Below are 16,789 nucleotides of genomic sequence, written 5' to 3'. Positions count from 1 at the left end.
CGCTCAGACATGACGTGACCCGCGACGATCCCCTGCGGATCGCGCCCCACCGCTCGCACGGCGAACGCCCCCTCCGATCGAGCGGAGGGGGCGTTCACACGGGCAGTGCGTGGCTCGTCAGAGCTTGGTGACCTGGTCGAACGACAGCTCGACCGGGGTCTCGCGCTCGAAGAGCGACACCAGCACGGTGAGCTTGCCGCTCTCGGGCTTGATCTCGCTGATCGAACCGGGAAGACCCGCGAACGAGCCCTCCTTGATGGTGATGGTCTCGCCGATCTCGAAGTCGACCTCGGCGGGGAGGACGCGCTGGACCTGCTTCTGACCCTTGGCGCCGGGCGCCTTCGAAGGAGCGACGTCCTTGATCTCGACGAGGCTCTTCAGCATGGTGAACGCCTCCTCGAACCGCAGCGGAGTCGGGTTGTGGGCGTTGCCCACGAAGCCGGTCACGCCCGGCGTGTGGCGGACGACCGACCACGAGTCCTCGTTGAGGTCCATGCGCACCAGCACATAGCCGGGGATGCGCACGCGGGTGACCATCTTGCGCTGGCCGTTCTTGATCTCGACCACGTCCTCCATGGGGACCTGGACCTCGAAGATGTAGTCCTCGGCCTCGAGTGAGACCTTGCGGTTCTCGATGTTGGACTTCACACGCTTCTCGAAGCCCGCGTAGGAGTGGATGACGTACCACTTGCCCGGCTTGCCGCGCAGCTCGGCGCGGAAGGCCTCGTAGGGGTCGATGTCGGCCAGCTCCTCGCCGGCGGACTCCGCATCCTCTGCAGCGACCTCGGCCTCGTCCTCGACGGCCTCGAGGGCAGCCTCGGCCTCCTCGACGGTGTCGATGTGGGCCGCTCCGTCGACCGCCGAGTCGGCCTCGGGGTCGTCGACCGAGCCGATGGCGTCCAGCGCGGCCTCGAGGTCGGAGGCGAGATCGTCCTCGGACTCGTTCTCGTCGATGACGCTCAGGGCGCCCTCCTCGGCGGGTTCGACGGCGTCCTCGGCCTGAGTCTGGGTGCCACCCTCCTGCTCCTCCTCGACCTCGGACGACTGCTCGGCAGCCGTCGCCCAGTCGACGTCGTCGCGGTTTCTGTCAGACACTCGTCACAACTCTCTCTCATCGATCGGTCACGCCCCTCGGGGCGCGTCCCGCTGTCGCCGGCACGCTCCGCTCGCGCGGACCGGATGCTCTCGGGTCAGGCGGCGGGTGTGCCGAACACGTAGGTCACGGCCAGGGCGAACACCCAGTCGAGGAAGGACACCAGCGCCATCATGATGACGACGAAGATCAGTACGACCACGACGTAGTTGCCCAGCTCCTTGCGGGTGGGCGTCACGACCTTCTTCAGCTCGGCGATGACCTGCCGGATGAAGAGGGCGATGCGCGCGAACGGATTGCGCCGCGCGGCTCGCTGCTGATTCGCGATCGCGACGACGTCCTCGCTCGGCTCGTCGACTGCTTTCCCGGCCACCTGCACGCACCTTTCCCGCACCGGAACCTCCGGTGTGGCCGGCCACCCGTCCTGGGTGGCCCTGGACCGATGACCGCTGCATCGCGGGAACCGCGTGCGACGGGCATCGATGTGCAGGGCGGACAGGGCTCGAACCTGCAACCTGCGGTTTTGGAGACCGCTGCTCTACCAATTGAGCCACCGCCCTATGGATGCCGTTGCGAGCATCCGAGGAAGGAGACCGACCGACCGCGCCTCGCCGCGCGCCCTTCGCGGGCGCTGTGGATGAGGGCAGAGATCGACTACCTCAGACGAGTGTACGTGGACCCGCAGAGCGTGTCCAGCCGAGCGGCGAGGGCCCCGCGGGCCTCCTGGGCGCGCAGGATACGCTGGCCGTCGTGTCCTCCACCACGCGCATCTCCGCCCGCATCTCCGCCATCGCCGAGTCCGCGACCCTGAAGGTCGATGCGAAGGCGAAGGCCCTCCAGGCCCAGGGCCGCCCGGTCGTCTCGTACGCCGCCGGCGAGCCCGACTTCCGCACCCCCGAGCACGTCGTCGAAGCGGCCTCGGCCGCCGTGCTCGACCCGCGGAACTACCGCTACACGCCCGCCGCCGGCCTCCCGGACCTCCGCGAGGCGATCGCCGTCAAGACGGCACGCGACTCCGGCTGGGACGTCGAGCCCTCGCAGATCGTCGTGACCAACGGCGGCAAGCAGGCCGTGTACCAGGCCTTCCAGACGCTGCTCGACGACGGCGACGAGGTCCTCGTGCCGACCCCCTACTGGACCACCTACCCCGAGGCGATCAAGCTCGCCGGAGGCGTGCAGGTCGACGTGTTCGCGGGCGCCGACCAGGGCTACCTCGTCACCGTCGAACAACTGGAGGCGGCACGGACCGAGCGCACCAAGGTGCTCCTCTTCGTCTCCCCCTCCAACCCGACCGGAGCGGTCTACTCCCCCGAGCAGACCCGCGAGATCGGCGAGTGGGCCGAGGAGCACGACCTCTGGATCATCGCCGACGAGATCTATCAGAACCTCGTCTACGCCACCGGCGACCAGGACGACGCGGGCCCCCTCGAGCGGGCGACATCGATCGTCGAGGCGGTGCCGGCGCTGCGCGACCGCACGATCCTCGTCAACGGAGTCGCCAAGACGTACGCGATGACAGGCTGGCGGGTCGGCTGGATGGTCGGCCCGGCCGACGCGATCGCGGGCGCGGCGAACCTCCAGTCGCACCTCTCGAGCAACGTCTCGAACATCTCGCAGCGCGCGGCCATCGCGGCCCTCACCGGGCCGCAGGAGCCGGCAGAGGAGATGCGTCTGGCCTTCGACCGCCGCCGCCGCACGATCGTGGCCGAGCTGAACGCGATCGACGGAGTCGAGTGCCCCACCCCGGGCGGCGCGTTCTACGTCTACCCCGACGTCACCGGACTGCTGAACCGCGAGTGGGGCGGAGTGACTCCGACGACCTCGCTCGAGCTCGCCGACCTCATCCTCGAGCAGGCCGAGGTCGCGACGGTCCCCGGGGAGGCGTTCGGCCCGAGCGGATACCTTCGCCTCTCGTACGCCCTCGGCGACGACGCGCTGCTCGAAGGAGTGAAGCGCCTTCAAGGGCTGTTCTGCTGAGCCCCTCCTCCTCCGTCGCCGATCGGCCGCGGTCGGCACCACCGACCAGGCGGATCCCCGAGGGCGCCCCGCGATCCGCGAACGTTGACACGCGAATCGCCGGTCACGCTCCGCCAGGGGGCGTCGGGGACGAGGTGCGGAACTGGCATGTCCGGGCGCGGAGGGCAAGAGGGAGGCGGAAATCGGGGAACGGTGTCGCCGGGCGGTCGGGACAGGGCACGCTGGGGGGATGAGCGAAGACTCCGCCGTCCGGGTCCGCGATCTGCGGAAGGACTACGGCAGCGCGCCCGCCCTCGTGGGAGTCTCCTTCGACATCCGACGCGGCGAGACCTTCGCCCTCCTCGGCCCCAACGGCGCCGGCAAGTCGACCACGATCGAGATCCTCGAGGGCTACCGCGACCGCTCAGGAGGCGAGGCCTCGGTACTCGGAGTCGACCCGCGGCACGGCGGGCTCGCCTGGAAGGCGCGGCTCGGCATCGTCCTCCAGTCGAGCGGTGAATCGGGCAACGCCACGGTGCGCGAGCAGATCGCGCACTTCGCGAGCCTCTATCCCCGCCCCCGCGATGTCGACGAGACGATCGAGGCGGTAGGGCTGACGGCGAAGGCACGATCGCGGATCGGCAGGCTCTCCGGCGGCCAGCGCCGACGCGTCGACGTCGCGCTGGGCATCATCGGCCGTCCGGAGCTCGTGTTCCTCGACGAGCCGACGACGGGCTTCGATCCGGAGGCGCGCCACGCTTTCTGGGACCTGATCGCCCTGCTCAAGAGCGAGGGCACGACCATCCTGCTCACCACCCACTACCTCGACGAGGCCGCCCGCCTCGGCGACCGCGCGGCCGTCATCTCCGGTGGGAGGCTGCTGGCGATCGGCCCGATGAGCGCCATCGGCGGCGAGGAGGCGCGCATCCCGATCGTGCAGTGGCGCGAGGACAACGAGCTCCGCCGCCTCCGAACGACGGAGCCGGCGCAGGCGGTGGCCGCGCTCCACGCCCGCCTCGGCGAACCGGCCGCCCTCGAGGTGGTGCGTCCGAGCCTCGAGGACATCTACCTCGACCTGATCCGCGAGGACCGGGCCGGCGACGCAGTCGCTGCGATCGGCGAGCCCGCATGAGCACCCTCGCAGGCCGCGCCCGCACTCTCTCGACCGGGCCTGGCCGCACCCTGCGGCTCGGTCTCTCTCGCGCCCGCTACGAGATCCGCTCCTACTTCAGGGCGCCCGACCAGGTGTTCTTCACCTTCCTGTTCCCGGTCCTGCTGCTGACGATCTTCTCGGTCGCCTTCGGCGACGACGCGGTGATGCAGGCGAACCCGCAGGACCCGGGCATCCCGATGGCGGAGTACTACGTCCCCGGTCTGGCAGCGGCGGGGATCCTCCTCTCGGGCGTGCAGAACCTGGGCGTCGACATCGCCGTCGAGCGCAGCGACGGCACGCTCAAGCGCCTCGCCGGCGCACCGCTGCCGGTGTTCAGCTACTTCCTCGGCAAGTTCGGCCAGGTCCTCGTGACGAGCCTCGCGCAGACGGCGCTGCTCCTACTCGTCGCTGCGACGGTCTTCTCGGTCGAGCTCCCCGCCGACGGCGGTCGCTGGGCGACCTTCACGTGGGTCTACCTCGCCGGAGTCGCGACGTCCGCGATCCTCGGGATCGCCGTCTCGGCCCTGCCGCGCTCGGGCAAGAGCGCCACCGCCGTCATCGTCCCACCGCTGCTGGTGCTCCAGTTCATCTCGGGCTCGTACCTGTCGTTCACGACGCTGCCGGACTGGCTGCAGAACACGGCGAGCGTCTTCCCGCTGAAGTGGATCGCTCAGGGGATGCGCGCGGTGTTCCTGCCGAGCGGCTTCGAGGAGGCGGAGGTCGGCGGGTCCTGGGATCTCGGCGGGGTCGCGCTCGTGCTCGGCGTCTGGCTGGTCGTCGGCCTGATCGCGTGCCGGTTCGGCTTCCGCTGGATCCGGCGCGACAGCTGAGGCGGCGCCGGATGGCGGCCCAGGGCCGTCGACTACGGAAGGGTCAGACGGTGGTGCCGATCACCACGGGCTCGGGATGCAGCAGCACGCCGAACTCGGCGAGGACGCGGCCCTGGACGTAGCGCGCGAGCTCCGCGACCTCCTCGGCGGTCGCGCCTCCGCGGTTCGTCAGGGCCAGAGTGTGCTTGCCCGAGACCGCCGCACGCGAACCGGGCAGCGCGAAGCCGCGCGCGACCCCCGCGTTCTCGATCAGCCAGGCGGCGCTCAGCTTGACCAGGCCGTCGGCAGGAGCGGGAACGGGCAGTCCGACGGGAGCGCCGGCCTCGACGGCGGCGAGCGGAGTGACGACGGCCGCCTCGGCCGTGGGCTCGACCGGCCAGCGCGGTGCGGAGGATGGCAGGCCGTTCGCGAAGGCACTCGTGACCAGGGGGTTGGTGAAGAAGGAACCGGCGCTGGCGGTGTCCGGATCGGCGACATCGAGCACCATGCCCTTCGCGGCGCGCAAACGGAGGACCGTCTCGCGAACCTGCGCGAGCGGGACCCGCTCGCCGAGCGCGACTCCGAGGGCCGAGGCGAGCTGCGCGTAGGCGACGGGCGTGCCCACACCGTCGACCGCCTCCTGAAGCGCGAATTCGACGGCCAGCACAGCGCCGCGGCGGCCCTGCTTGATCACCGACGTGCGGTAGGCCAGTTCGAGTTCGGCCGCTGTCAGCCGGACCGGCTCGCGCGCGCCCTCCTCGAGGAAGTCGACGGCGACGAGCGTGTCGGAGAGTTCTTGGCCGTAGGCGCCGATGTTCTGCACCGGAGAGGCGCCGACCGTGCCGGGGATACCACTCAGCGCCTCCAGACCGGCCCAGCCCCGTTCGACGGTCTCTGCGACGAGCCGGTCCCACGACTCTCCCGCCTGCACGCGCAGGTGCACGGCGCCGGGCTCGATGGAGGGGAGCCGCTCGATGCCCGAGGTGCGCACCCGCACAACCGTGCCCTCGAACGGACCGTCGCCGACGAGGAGGTTCGAGCCGCCGCCGAGTAGCAGCCACGGCTCATCGGCCGACCACAGCCGCACGAGCGTCTCGATGAGCTCGACCTCGGTGATGGGCTCGAGGAGGCGCTCGGCCGGACCGCCCACGCGGAGGGTGGTCAGCGTCGAGAGCAGGGTCGCGGTCATCGGGAGGCGATCACGCGAATCGGACCCTGGCCTGCGCCTTGCCGAGCACGGCCTGACCCTCGACCGAGACGGCTAAGTCGATCCGAGCCCAGCCCTCCTCGACGTCGAGGGCGCCGACCTTGGCCACCACGTCTATCGCGGCGCCGGTACGCGGATCGACGACGACGGGACGGGTGAAGCGCACCTGGTAGTCGACGACGAGGCCGGGGTCGCCGATCCAGTCGACGACGACCTGCGCGGCGGTGCCCATGGTGAGCATCCCGTGCGCGAGGACGCCGGGGAGGCCGACCTCGGCGGCGATGTCGTCGCGGTAGTGGATGGGGTTGAAGTCCCCCGAGGCCCCCGCGTAGCGCACGAGCGTGCCGCGGTCGATCGGGAACCGGCCCTCGGCGACCACCTGGCCGACGCTGAGGTCGGCGAGGACGCGCGGTGCGGCGCTCATTCGTCGCCCCTGACCACGAGGGTCGAGATCGCGGTGACGACGTGCTCGCCGGAGGAGTCGACCATGCGCGACTCGGTGGTGACCATCGAGTGCGCGCCGAGCTTCTTGATGCTCGCGACCGAGAGGGTCGCGGTCAGCTCGTCGCCGGCGACGACGGGACGGGACAGCGCGAACCGCTGGTCTCCGTGCACGACGCGGCTGAAGTCGATCCCGCCGTCGGGCTCGGCGAGCAGCTGGGCGAGCGTGTATTCCTGCACGACGACGGCGAAGGTGGGCGGAGCGACCAGATCGCGGTGGCCGGCGGCGCGCGCAGCCTCGACATCGTGGTGGAGAGGGGAGGTCGCGGAGACGGCGCGCGCGAACTCGCGCACCTTCTCGCGCCCCACCTGATAGGGCTCGGTGGGCGAGAACACGCGCCCGACGAGTTCGGGATTCACTGGCACCAGGACATCCTAGGCGCTGCCGTGGGCGCCCCTCGGGGGCCGACCGCTCGACCGCGAGAGCCATGCACGTATGACCATGGGCGATTTCCCATCTGCATATGGGTGACCCGCGGCCCGACATCTCGGAAGCTGGCGGGCATGCCGACACCGACTCCTGAGCGCGACTGGGCGACATACGCCCGCGAGCTCGGCACCAACATGCACCGCGCCCGGATCGCCAAGGGGGCCAGCCAGGAGCGGATCGCCCACGCGGCGGGTCTCGCCGGGTACACCTACCAGAAGTTCGAGAAGGGCGAGTCGAAGCCGGGATCGCCCGCGAATCCGACGCTGCACACCCTTCTCGCGCTCTGCGAGGCGCTCGAGGTCGACCTGATGGACCTCCTGCCGCCGAACCCGCCGCGGACCTCACGGGGCCTCGAGTAGACGCAGCACCGCTCCGGCCAGTCGCGCCGCCGAGCTGAGGTCGAGGTCGAGCTCGCCGAGACCGTCGGCCTCGAGGCGGAGGCGGTCCTCGGCCGTCCTCCCGGGGCGGCACATCGAGAGATGCACCGTCTCGGCCGACGCCGCACCGCCCGCCCAGAGGACCACGGGGAGCGAGCGCGCCGCCGAGCGGTGCAGGCGATCCTCCACCGCTGCGAGTTCGTCGTGCTCGCCCGCGCACCACCGCGGGCACCCGTCACTGTTCTTGCCGTCCAGTCGTCCATCCACGTTCCGCACCAATCGTTCGAGGCGGCAAGCCCACCAGGCGGTACCGACATCGAGGCCCCGCAAGCCCCGGATCCGGACCGGGGTGTGGACAGGAGTCGCGCTCACGGCCGCTGTGGAGGAGCGTCGATAGGATCCCATACCCGGATGGTCCCGTTTCGGGACTGGCGCGAAGCGTCAGCGGTGCACGATCAGCCACGTCGCCACCGCGGTCGAGGCGCCCGTGTTCATCATCCGGTGCGGTCGCTCACACGGGAAGGTGATCGCGTCGCCGGCACCGAGGACCACCGTCTCGTCCTCGAACTCGATCGTCAGCTCGCCGAGCGTGACCGTCCCCATCTCGAAGCCGTCATGGCGCAGCAGCTGCCGGTGCGCGGTCGAGGTCGAGCCGGGCGGATAGGTCGACTCGAAGAAGTCCACGGCGTCGAGGGGCCGCGGCGCGAGCCGGCGGAACAGCACACCGCCCTCGAGCACCACCGGCGCCGACTCCCGAACTCGCACGACCGCGGTCTCGACCGGCGCCGGCCCGCCCTGGTCGAACACCGCCGACAGCGGGACTCCGAGCGCGTCGACGAGCGCGATCAGACGCCCGACCGACGGCTGCATCGCGCCCCGCTCGATCTGGGACACGGCACTCACCGAGATCCCGAGCCGCTCCGCGAGGGCCTTCAGCGAGAGCCCCGCAGCGAGCCGCAGCTCGCGCAGTCGCACCCCGAGGTCTCGTCCCGCCCTCTCCACCACCGCGCGCGCGGCCTCTTCGCCGCGGGGCTCCGTGCCGTCGGAGAGCATCGCCCGTCCTCTCTCGCAGATCGTCACACAGCCGTAACGGAGCCGAAACGAGCGGCGGACCCCCGGCTCGTAGCGTGGCTTCGCGTGAAGTGATCACTTCATTCGGACCGCTCCTCGCGACGATCGGCCACACCGGCCGACCGCCACGACCACCCTGACACATCCGCTCCGTGCCGCCCCACGCACGACCGCCCGAGAGGTGGATCCACCCCATGACCGACCGCGTCACCGCACCCCCCATCGACCAGCAGCCGTCCGCCGAGCCCGACCTGCCGGCCGGCGCCGCGCTGATCAAGCCCGGCTACGACGACCGTCTCGCCAACGACGACCTCGCACCTCTCGCGAAGCAGCGCTGGTCGAGCTACAACATCTTCGCGTTCTGGATGTCCGACGTGCACAGCGTCGGCGGCTACGTGACCGCCGGCTCCCTCTTCGCCCTCGGACTGGCCGGCTGGCAAGTGCTGGTCGCCCTCGTCGTCGGAATCGTGATCGTGCAGGTGTTCTGCAACCTGGTCGCCAAGCCCAGCCAGGTCACGGGAGTGCCGTACCCGGTGATCAACCGCGCGATCTTCGGCATCCGCGGCGCGAACATCCCGGCGATCATCCGCGGCCTCATCGCGATCGCCTGGTACGGCGTGCAGACCTACCTCGCCGCACAGTCGCTGAACATCGTGTTCCTCAAGTTCTTCCCGGCGATGGCCTCGTGGAACACGCCGGAGGCCTCGTTCCTCGGCCTCTCCGCGCTCGGCTACCTCTCCTACGCGATCCTCTGGGTCGCTCAGGCCGCCCTGTTCTGGCGGGGCATGGAGTCGATCCGCCGCTTCATCGATTGGGCCGGACCCGCGGTCTACATCGTGATGCTCGTCCTGGCCGTATACCTGGTGTCGCAGGCCGGCTGGGAGAACATCTCGCTGAACCTGGGCTCAGGCGAACCGCTGGACTTCGCCGCCTCGCTGCCCGTGATGATCTCGGCCGTCGCGCTCGTCGTCTCCTACTTCTCGGGCCCGATGCTCAACTTCGGCGACTTCTCCCGCTACGCCCGCAGCTACAGCGCCGTCAAGAAGGGGAACCTGCTCGGCCTGCCCATCAACTTCCTCTTCTTCTCCCTTCTGACCGTGATCACCGCCTCCGCCACGGTGCCCGTCTTCGGCGAGCTGATCACCGACCCCATCGAGACGGTCGAGCGGATCGACACCTGGTTCGCGGTGCTCCTCGGCGGCCTCACCTTCGTCATCGCGACCATCGGCATCAACATCGTCGCCAACTTCATCTCTCCCGCCTTCGACTTCTCGAACGTGAACCCCAAGAAGATCAGCTGGCGGATGGGCGGCATGATCGCCGCCGTCGGCTCGGTGCTGCTCACCCCGTGGAACTGGTACTCGAACGACACCGCGATCCACTACACGCTCGGGATCCTCGGTGCACTGATCGGCCCACTGTTCGGCGTCCTGATCGCCGGGTACTACCTGATCAGCCGCCAGCGCGTCTGGGTCGACGACCTGTACTCGATGAGCGAGAAGGGCCGCTACTGGTTCTCGCGGGGGTTCAACCCCAACGCGGTCTGGGCGACAGTGATCGGCGGAGTGCCCTCGGTCGCCTCCGTACTCGTACCGCGCTGGATCGCGGAGGCGGGCGGGGCGGAGTTCACCTGGCTCGGCGACTACAGCTGGTTCCTGGGCTGCGGACTCGGCTTCGCGGCGATGGCGGTGCTTGAGCGGCGTGCGCCGCGCATCACCCGGCTCGAGGAGGACCTCGAGAACGTCAGCGACGGCTCCCACGTCTGACCACCCCTCCGCACGTCAGGACGGAGGCGCCGGATCCCCACCCGACACCTCCGTCCTGACCTGCCGCTCCACCCCGAGGACACCATGCGCATCACCGTCGTCAACCCGAACACCAGCGCCACGATGACCGCGGCCATCGGCCGGGCCGCCCGCTCCGTCGCCTCGCTCGGCACCGAGATCGATGCCGTGACCCCGCCGATGGGTCCGGCCTCGATCGAGAGCCACTACGACGAGGCGCTGGCCGTCCCTGGCGTTCTGCACGAGATCACGCGGGCGGAGGCGGCCGGCAGCGACGGCGCGGTCATCGCTTGCTTCGGCGACCCGGGGGTCGACGCCGCGCGCGAGATCGCGAGCGGCCCCGTGGTGGGCATCGCCGAGGCCGCCATGCACATGGCGACCCTCGTCGGCCGCGGCTTCACGGTGGTGACCACCCTGTCGCGGACCAGCGGGCGCGCCTGGGACATCGCGCGGCGGGCAGGCTTCGGCGAGGCCTGCCGCCAGGTGCGGGCGTGCGACATCCCGGTGCTCGAGCTCGACAACCCGCACTCGGACGCCCGCCGCGTGATCCTCGCGGAGTGCGTCGAGGCGCTGGCCGCCGACGGCTCCGACTCGATCGTCCTGGGCTGCGCGGGCATGGCCGACCTCTGCCGCGACCTCTCGCGCGAGCTGGGGGTCCCGGTGATCGACGGCGTCGCCTCGGCAGTGCGGCTGGTCGAGGGCCTGGTCGCGATGGGGGTCACCACGTCGCGGCGCGACGAGTACGCGGTGCCGCGGGCGAAGAGCGTGACCGGCCTGCTGGCGCCTTTCGCCCTGGGCTGAGTGCCCGCACAGGGCAGGGGAAGCGGCCATCCGGTCTGCGAAGATCGACGCATGGCGATCCTCCGCGACGCGGCGCTCGGCGCCCGGCTCTTCGTGCGCGGCTTCGGCACCTGGGGCCGCTCACCGCGCGCGATGCTCCTGGGCGCGGTCCCGCCCCTCCTCGTGGGCCTGGTCTTCGTCGGCGTCCTGGTCGTGGTGCTCACCCGGGTGCAGGAGGCGGTGTCCGCGCTGACGCCGTTCGCCGACGGCTGGGAGCCGGGCTGGGCGGAGACCGCGCGCCTCCTGCTCGCGATCGCGGTGGTCGGTGCGGTGGTGGCGATCGGAGTGGTGCTCTTCGCGGCGATCACGCTGCTGGTGGGCGCGCCCTTCTACGAGCGGATCTGGCGCCGCGTCGAGGACGGCCTCGGCGGAGTGCCGGACGAGCACGAAACCGGATTCTGGCGCGGGGTCGGACGCGGCCTCCGCGACTCCGCGGTGCTGGTCGCCGCCTCGATCGGGATCGGGGCGGTGCTGGTGCTGCTCGGCCTCGTGCCGGTGGTCGGCTCGATCGCGGGACTGATCGCCGGCGCGCTGGTGGGCGGGCGGGCGCTCGCTCTCGAGCTCACCGGGTTCGCCGGCGATGCCCGCGGGCTCAGCCTCGCCCAGCGACGGCGACTGCTGGGCGAGCACCGCGCCGTCTCGCTCGGCTTCGGCGTCGCGGTCTATCTCGCGTTCCTCGTTCCCGGAGGCGCGATCGTCGCGACACCGGCGGCGACCGCGGGCGCGACCCTCCTGCTGCGAACCCTGCGCGGGGAGCCGACGCTCGCCTCCGACTCCCCGGGAGGTGCCCGCTTGGCCGCCCACCCGACCGTCCCCTAGACTCCCCCCGTGCGCACGTCGATCCGAAGCCCCTGGTGGCCCGCCTCCTAGGCGGACCGACGCGCAGACCCCTCGCACTCGACCGCCTCCTCCGGGCGGTCGTTCTGCATGTCAGGGCCCGGGTGGGGCACGACCCGATTCAAGGACCACGATGACCTCGCTCCTCTCCCGCATCCTCGCCTCCGACGGATCGCTGCCGTTCGCGATCGTCCTCCGCCAGGGACGCTCGGAGGTGGACGTCTTCACGGGCGACGTCCTCGATGTCGAGGGCCTCGCCGACATCCCACTCGTCGGCGACGACGTGCTGACCCTGGTGCCGTACCGCCAGGTGCGCGAGCGTGGCTTCGCGGCGAAGGACGACGGTGCGCCGCTGCGGAACCTCGTCGTCCGCGAGCGCGAGAGCACGCCGCTCGAGGAGGTGCTGCGCCTGCTTCCCGAGCGCGAGATCCCGGTGGAGGAACGCGGGTTCGACGTGCCGGACGACGAGTACGCCGAGATCGTCCGCCGTGTGATCGACGACGAGATCGGACGGGGCGAGGGCGCCAACTTCGTCATCAGCCGCGCGTTCGTCGCGCAGACTGATGCGCCGCCCGTCGAGGCCGTGCTCGCCTGGTTCCGCCGCCTGCTCACCGACGAGTCGGGCGCCTACTGGACCTTCGCGATCCACACCCCCGGACTCGACGGCGCTCAGACGGTCACCGCCGTGGGTGCGACGCCCGAGCGCCACGTCTCGGTGCGCGACGGGGTCGCCATGATGAACCCGATCAGCGGCACCTTCCGCCACCCTGCCGCCGGGCCGACCGGCGAGGAGGTACTCGCGTTCCTCGCCGACGTAAAGGAGAGCGAGGAGCTCTTCATGGTGGTCGACGAGGAGATGAAGATGATGAGCGCGGTCTGCCCGGACGGCGGCCGCATCCTCGGCCCGTTCCTCAAGCAGATGTCGCGCCTCAGCCACACCGAGTACCTGCTCGAGGGCCGCACCGGGCTCGACGTGCGGGAGGTGCTGCGGCTGACCATGTTCGCACCGACCGTCACCGGATCTCCGATGGAGAACGCGTGCGCCGTCATCGCCGAGTACGAGAAGGAGCCGCGCGGCTACTACTCCGGCGTGCTCGCCCTCTTCGAGCCGGAGGAGGAGGGCTACACGGTCGACGCGCCCATCCTCATCCGCACCGCCTACCTCGAACCCGACGGTCGGCTCACCGTGCCCGCCGGAGCGACCCTGGTGCGCCATTCGACGCCGGAGGGGGAGGTCGCCGAGACCCGCGCCAAGGCCTCCGGAGTGCTGTCGGCCCTGGGGCTCCTGCCGCACCGCGACGTGGCGCCGGCGATCGACCTCGCCGCCCAGCCCGGGGTGCAGGAGGCGCTGGAGGCACGGAACGAGCGACTCGCCTCGTTCTGGCTCCGGCCCCAGGCGCCCGAGCACATCGAGGGCCTGACCGGCCACACCGCGCTCATCGTGGACAACGAGGACCAGTTCACGACGATGCTCGCGCACCAGCTGCGTCACCTCGGTATGGATGCACGGGTGGAGCGCTGGTCCGAGGTCGACGACGTGCTGCGCGACGACCTCGTCGTCTTCGGCCCCGGCCCCGGCGATCCCCGCGACGACTCCGAGCCGCGGATCGCTCGCCTGCGCGAGCTGATGACCGCACGGCTGGAGGCGGAGCGCCCGACGCTCGCCGTCTGCCTCAGCCACCAGATGCTGTCGCTGCTGGCGGGTCTCCCGGTCGAGCCGCTGGCGACGCCCCGCCAGGGCGTGCGCCTGGCGGTCGACGTGTTCGGCGAGGACGCGGCGATCGGCTTCTACAACACCTTCGCCGCGGTCGCACCCGGCCTCGAGCGCACCCCGCGACTCGGGCTCGAGATCGCCGTCGACGCCGAGTCCGGGGTCGTCGACGCCCTGCGCGGCGAACATGTCGCATCGGTGCAGGGGCACCTGGAGTCGGTGCTCTCCTCCGACGGCCTGCGCACACTGGAGCGGCTGGTCCGCACCGCGACCGCGCAGCCGGCACGTCCGTGAGCGATGTGCGGCTACTCACCGCCTCGGCCTACTCGCCCGAGCTGCGGGAGGCGGTCGCCGCGAGCGTGCGCGCGGCGGCGGAGGCGGCGCGCGGCTGGTACGGCCGCGGCGACAAGCTCGCTGCGGACGCGGCCTCGGTGGCGGCGATGCGGGCGGTGCTGGCCGAGGCTCCGTTCGACGGCGTCGTCGTGATCGGTGAGGGCGAGAAGGACGAGGCGCCCATGCTCGCGAACGGCGAGCGCCTCGGGCGCGCCGCCGCTCCCTGCTGCGACGTGGCGGTCGATCCGCTGGACGGCACCCGTCTCACGGCCGAGGGGCTGCCCGGCTCGGTGAGTGTCATCGCGCTGGCACCGCGCGGCACACTGTTCGACCCGCGCGACGTGTTCTACATGGACAAGCTGGTCTGCTCCGGGGCGGGGCGCGACGCAGTCTCGCTCGACTTCACCCCGGGTGAGAACGCGGTGCGTCTGGCCGCCGCGCTCGGCAGGCCGGTGGGCGAGCTGGTGGTGGCCGTGCTCGACAAGCCGCGGCACACAGGGCTGGTCGCGGCACTGCGGGAGGCAGGGGTCGCACTCGCGCTGCGCGGCGAGGGCGACGTCTCGGTCGCGATCGAGGCGGCCGATCCTGCAGGTCGGGTCGACCTGGTGCTCGGCGTCGGAGGGACCCCGGAGGGAGTGGTCGCGGCCTGCGCCGTCCGCGCCCTCGGCGGCGTGATGGAGGGCCGCCTCGCCCCGCAGACACCCGGCGAGCGGGCGAACGCCCTGGCCGCGGGCCACGACCTCGACCGTCTGCTCACTCTCGACGACCTCGTCTCCTCCGAGGACGTGCTCTTCGCGGGCTGTACGGTCTGAACCGGCCGCCGCGGGTCGCGCTGTGGAGTCTCACTGGCGTCTCGCGGCCGAGACGAGGGGTGACGGATGTCATGGCTCCGTGGTGACAGAGGGCCGAGGCGCGCGGGCGGGCCCCTCGGCAGGCTGAGGGCATGACCTCGACCGACCTCGCCGTCCAGGCGACCGCCCTCACCAAGAGCTTCAGCTCCGTCGCCGCCGTCGCGGGCGTGGACCTCACGGTCCACGCCGGCGAGATCGTCGCCTTCCTCGGCCCGAACGGCGCGGGCAAGACGACGACCATCGACATGCTCCTCGGCCTCTCGGCCCCGGACTCCGGCGAGGTGAGGGTCTTCGGGCGGCGGCCGCGCGCCGCGATCGCACACGGACTCGTCTCGGCCGTCCTGCAGACCGGCGGGCTGCTGAAGGACCTCAGCAGGTGCAGGACGCCCGAACTCGCCGCGAGCCTTCTCGCCGAGACCCGACCGGTCGAAGTGGTGCTCGAGCGAGCAGACGTCAGGAGTCGGGCGCCGGCGTCGGCCCCTCACGATCGAGCAACAAGCAGACGCCGAGCGCCTCTAGCTCGCAGGTGCGTCGGTTCGGAAGACCGCAGACCGCATGTCCGTCAGCTCCAGCTGCGTGCGTCAACATCTCGGCCGCGCTGGCGTTCCTCGCTGACCGCGTTGAGGGCGACATCCTCGACGTCAGTGGCCTGCGCAGGTCTGCCAGCGTCGATTGCCGCCACCATGGCGGAGGAGCGAGGACGAACGAGAGCCGCACCGCGTCGATTGATTCCGGGCGACGCTCTGCAAGGAGGTTTGACATGTGGGGCAAAAGATTCGAATATCACCGACTCGCAGAGCGTCGCCTACCCTTCGACAACCGGAGCTTTCCACCGCCCTCGATGAATGATCTGCTAGCTATCAATACGCGAAAGCAAAGCGAGAACATCATCATCACCACCGCGAGCAGAGGCCCACTCAAGAAGCTCGCGCGCCTCGTGGACGCGTTGTTGATCGACAAACAACTTGGCGAGATTATAGGCGGAGTACCAGTCACCTAGCTGAATACCGCGCCGATACATTTTTTCCGCTCCGTAAAAATCGGAAAACCCTTCCATTAGAAGATCTGCGAGTTTACGAAATACGCGGGGCTGCTCGCTTGCCAGTTCCAGCTCGAGTAGCTCGCGGGCGGCACTAAATTCACCTCGAGACGCACGCACGTCTGCCAGACCTACCGCAAAATCCCCCGCATAAGGGGCCGCTTCGTTCAGCAGTGCAACGACTTGGTCGCCGGAGTCACCGAGACGTTCAAAACGAATGATTCCCGCGAGGCCCGCAGCAAATACTCTTCCCCGAAACTCTAAGATTCGAAGCTTTTCCGATATTTCGAGAGCTTCCTCCCAGGAATCAGTCCACTCGAGCGCCTCAGCAAGGTGGAGCTGCCGCCACAAGTCGCCGCCCTTCGCGCTAAATCGGAAGAACTCGACAGCCACACCTAGCTCCTCTGCATCCCAGAGAAGAGTGCCAAGGGCGAAAGCCAAATCAGTGGCCGAATCACACTCGAAGAGCGCCTTACTTACATCTGACTCACCTATATCTACATCTGGCCCAAAGTAGTCGGACAAGAAGGCGTGACGGTCTCGGACATAAAGACTGCGCACCTCTTGCAACGCAGCGGCCCGTACGTCACCGCCAAGGAAAGCCAACAATTCGGCCGGCGATCCACTAACCATTCTTATACTCCTGAAATTGGGCTTTGATGCGGCTCGAGGCCCTGTACCTCGCATCCGCCGATGAGGTGAAGCGGAGGCTCGTCGTAGCCTTCTTCGCGAACGACTGTGTCCACGACGATGGCCACCAGACCACCGTCGTGCCCCAGCGACAGCCCGCCCCGAGC

At 70.2% G+C, this 16,789-nt stretch carries 18 protein-coding genes and 1 tRNA gene; 10 read left to right on the top strand and 9 right to left on the bottom strand.

The window, feature by feature from the left end:
• Positions 1-117: 117 nt before the first annotated feature.
• From nusG to GSU10_RS03150, 3 genes are all read right to left on the bottom strand, one after another.
• On the bottom strand, positions 118-1,095 hold the full coding sequence (gene nusG / locus GSU10_RS03160) for a transcription termination/antitermination protein NusG (RefSeq protein WP_068208794.1): 978 nt from the start codon (positions 1,093-1,095) through the stop codon (positions 118-120).
• Between the two features lie 95 nt (positions 1,096-1,190).
• A complete protein-coding gene (secE, locus tag GSU10_RS03155; RefSeq protein ID WP_068208793.1) occupies positions 1,191-1,466 on the bottom strand; it encodes a preprotein translocase subunit SecE in 276 nt (91 codons plus the stop codon).
• A gap of 114 nt (positions 1,467-1,580) precedes the next feature.
• Positions 1,581-1,653, bottom strand: a tRNA-Trp gene (locus GSU10_RS03150).
• 190 nt (positions 1,654-1,843) lie between these two features.
• Here GSU10_RS03150 and GSU10_RS03145 point away from each other — a divergent pair.
• From GSU10_RS03145 to GSU10_RS03135, 3 genes are all read left to right on the top strand, one after another.
• Positions 1,844-3,070: a pyridoxal phosphate-dependent aminotransferase gene (locus GSU10_RS03145; protein ID WP_082844995.1), complete on the top strand. Its 1,227-nt coding sequence runs from the start codon at positions 1,844-1,846 to the stop codon at positions 3,068-3,070.
• A 229-nt stretch (positions 3,071-3,299) separates the two neighbouring features.
• Positions 3,300-4,181: an ABC transporter ATP-binding protein gene (locus GSU10_RS03140; RefSeq protein ID WP_068208792.1), complete on the top strand. Its 882-nt coding sequence runs from the start codon at positions 3,300-3,302 to the stop codon at positions 4,179-4,181.
• Positions 4,178-5,032, top strand: a complete 855-nt coding sequence (locus GSU10_RS03135; RefSeq protein WP_132504758.1) for an ABC transporter permease — start codon at positions 4,178-4,180, stop codon at positions 5,030-5,032. Before GSU10_RS03140 ends, GSU10_RS03135 begins: the two co-directional genes overlap by 4 nt.
• 43 nt (positions 5,033-5,075) lie before the next feature.
• Here GSU10_RS03135 and GSU10_RS03130 read toward each other — a convergent pair whose 3' ends face one another.
• From GSU10_RS03130 to GSU10_RS03120, 3 genes are read right to left on the bottom strand one after another with little or no spacing between them, the layout of a single operon-like run.
• Entirely contained in the window at positions 5,076-6,200 is a 1,125-nt protein-coding gene (locus tag GSU10_RS03130) for a UDP-N-acetylmuramate dehydrogenase (protein ID WP_068208787.1), read from the bottom strand.
• Between the two features lie 10 nt (positions 6,201-6,210).
• The gene (locus GSU10_RS03125; RefSeq protein WP_068208786.1) at positions 6,211-6,642 is read right to left on the bottom strand and encodes a MaoC/PaaZ C-terminal domain-containing protein; all 432 of its coding nucleotides are present in this window, start codon (positions 6,640-6,642) and stop codon (positions 6,211-6,213) included.
• Entirely contained in the window at positions 6,639-7,085 is a 447-nt protein-coding gene (locus tag GSU10_RS03120) for a MaoC family dehydratase N-terminal domain-containing protein (RefSeq protein WP_068208785.1), read from the bottom strand. Before GSU10_RS03120 ends, GSU10_RS03125 begins: the two co-directional genes overlap by 4 nt.
• 138 nt (positions 7,086-7,223) lie before the next feature.
• On the opposite strand from GSU10_RS03120, the gene GSU10_RS03115 reads away from it, so the two are divergent.
• A complete protein-coding gene (locus GSU10_RS03115) occupies positions 7,224-7,508 on the top strand; it encodes a helix-turn-helix domain-containing protein (protein WP_068208784.1) in 285 nt (94 codons plus the stop codon).
• Here the strand turns inward: GSU10_RS03115 and GSU10_RS03110 are convergent.
• Both GSU10_RS03110 and GSU10_RS03105 read right to left on the bottom strand, forming a co-directional pair.
• Entirely contained in the window at positions 7,491-7,793 is a 303-nt protein-coding gene (locus GSU10_RS03110) for a DUF6907 domain-containing protein (protein WP_132504760.1), read from the bottom strand. The two genes, GSU10_RS03115 and GSU10_RS03110, sit on opposite strands and share 18 nt — an antisense overlap.
• Before the next feature lie 174 nt (positions 7,794-7,967).
• Positions 7,968-8,579: a helix-turn-helix domain-containing protein gene (locus tag GSU10_RS03105; RefSeq protein ID WP_082844994.1), complete on the bottom strand. Its 612-nt coding sequence runs from the start codon at positions 8,577-8,579 to the stop codon at positions 7,968-7,970.
• Between the two features lie 212 nt (positions 8,580-8,791).
• Here GSU10_RS03105 and GSU10_RS03100 point away from each other — a divergent pair, with 212 nt between their 5' ends.
• The 6 genes from GSU10_RS03100 (at position 8,792) to GSU10_RS15595 (ending at position 15,798) form a co-directional block, all read left to right on the top strand.
• On the top strand, positions 8,792-10,363 hold the full coding sequence (locus tag GSU10_RS03100) for an NCS1 family nucleobase:cation symporter-1 (protein WP_082844993.1): 1,572 nt from the start codon (positions 8,792-8,794) through the stop codon (positions 10,361-10,363).
• A gap of 84 nt (positions 10,364-10,447) precedes the next feature.
• Positions 10,448-11,182 carry an aspartate/glutamate racemase family protein gene (locus tag GSU10_RS03095; RefSeq protein WP_068208782.1) on the top strand — a complete coding sequence of 245 codons (735 nt, stop codon included), beginning with the start codon at positions 10,448-10,450 and terminating at the stop codon, positions 11,180-11,182.
• A 51-nt stretch (positions 11,183-11,233) separates the two neighbouring features.
• Complete coding sequence (locus GSU10_RS03090) at positions 11,234-12,040, top strand: EI24 domain-containing protein (protein ID WP_068208781.1); 807 nt, start codon at positions 11,234-11,236, stop codon at positions 12,038-12,040.
• A 151-nt stretch (positions 12,041-12,191) separates the two neighbouring features.
• On the top strand, positions 12,192-14,063 hold the full coding sequence (locus GSU10_RS03085; protein ID WP_132504762.1) for an anthranilate synthase family protein: 1,872 nt from the start codon (positions 12,192-12,194) through the stop codon (positions 14,061-14,063).
• A complete protein-coding gene (locus GSU10_RS03080; protein WP_158286092.1) occupies positions 14,060-14,914 on the top strand; it encodes a fructose-bisphosphatase class II family protein in 855 nt (284 codons plus the stop codon). Before GSU10_RS03085 ends, GSU10_RS03080 begins: the two co-directional genes overlap by 4 nt.
• Before the next feature lie 131 nt (positions 14,915-15,045).
• Positions 15,046-15,798, top strand: coding sequence for an ATP-binding cassette domain-containing protein (locus GSU10_RS15595; protein ID WP_082844991.1), 753 nt, complete (start codon positions 15,046-15,048; stop codon positions 15,796-15,798).
• A gap of 8 nt (positions 15,799-15,806) precedes the next feature.
• On the opposite strand, the gene GSU10_RS03070 is transcribed toward GSU10_RS15595, so the two are convergent.
• Positions 15,807-16,625, bottom strand: a complete 819-nt coding sequence (locus GSU10_RS03070; RefSeq protein WP_132504764.1) for a tetratricopeptide repeat protein — start codon at positions 16,623-16,625, stop codon at positions 15,807-15,809.
• Positions 16,626-16,789: the final 164 nt, after the last annotated feature.

The sequence above is a fragment of the Rathayibacter tanaceti genome, assembly GCF_009834165.1.
In the GTDB taxonomy this organism is placed as follows: domain Bacteria; phylum Actinomycetota; class Actinomycetes; order Actinomycetales; family Microbacteriaceae; genus Rathayibacter; species Rathayibacter tanaceti.
This window is presented reverse-complemented; position numbering and strand designations above follow the sequence as displayed.

What these genes read in the sequence shown, in the direction of transcription:
- GSU10_RS03140 (WP_068208792.1), top strand. Translation starts at nt 3,300, where the DNA reads ATGAGCGAAGACTCCGCCGTCCGGGTCCGCGATCTGCGGAAGGACTAC.
- GSU10_RS03135 (WP_132504758.1), top strand. Translation starts at nt 4,178, where the DNA reads ATGAGCACCCTCGCAGGCCGCGCCCGCACTCTCTCGACCGGGCCTGGC.
- GSU10_RS03130 (WP_068208787.1), bottom strand. Translation starts at nt 6,200, where the DNA reads ATGACCGCGACCCTGCTCTCGACGCTGACCACCCTCCGCGTGGGCGGT.
- GSU10_RS03125 (WP_068208786.1), bottom strand. Translation starts at nt 6,642, where the DNA reads ATGAGCGCCGCACCGCGCGTCCTCGCCGACCTCAGCGTCGGCCAGGTG.
- GSU10_RS03115 (WP_068208784.1), top strand. Translation starts at nt 7,224, where the DNA reads ATGCCGACACCGACTCCTGAGCGCGACTGGGCGACATACGCCCGCGAG.
- GSU10_RS03105 (WP_082844994.1), bottom strand. Translation starts at nt 8,579, where the DNA reads ATGCTCTCCGACGGCACGGAGCCCCGCGGCGAAGAGGCCGCGCGCGCG.
- GSU10_RS03100 (WP_082844993.1), top strand. Translation starts at nt 8,792, where the DNA reads ATGACCGACCGCGTCACCGCACCCCCCATCGACCAGCAGCCGTCCGCC.
- GSU10_RS03095 (WP_068208782.1), top strand. Translation starts at nt 10,448, where the DNA reads ATGCGCATCACCGTCGTCAACCCGAACACCAGCGCCACGATGACCGCG.
- GSU10_RS03090 (WP_068208781.1), top strand. Translation starts at nt 11,234, where the DNA reads ATGGCGATCCTCCGCGACGCGGCGCTCGGCGCCCGGCTCTTCGTGCGC.
- GSU10_RS03085 (WP_132504762.1), top strand. Translation starts at nt 12,192, where the DNA reads ATGACCTCGCTCCTCTCCCGCATCCTCGCCTCCGACGGATCGCTGCCG.
- GSU10_RS15595 (WP_082844991.1), top strand. Translation starts at nt 15,046, where the DNA reads ATGACCTCGACCGACCTCGCCGTCCAGGCGACCGCCCTCACCAAGAGC.
- GSU10_RS03070 (WP_132504764.1), bottom strand. Translation starts at nt 16,625, where the DNA reads ATGGTTAGTGGATCGCCGGCCGAATTGTTGGCTTTCCTTGGCGGTGAC.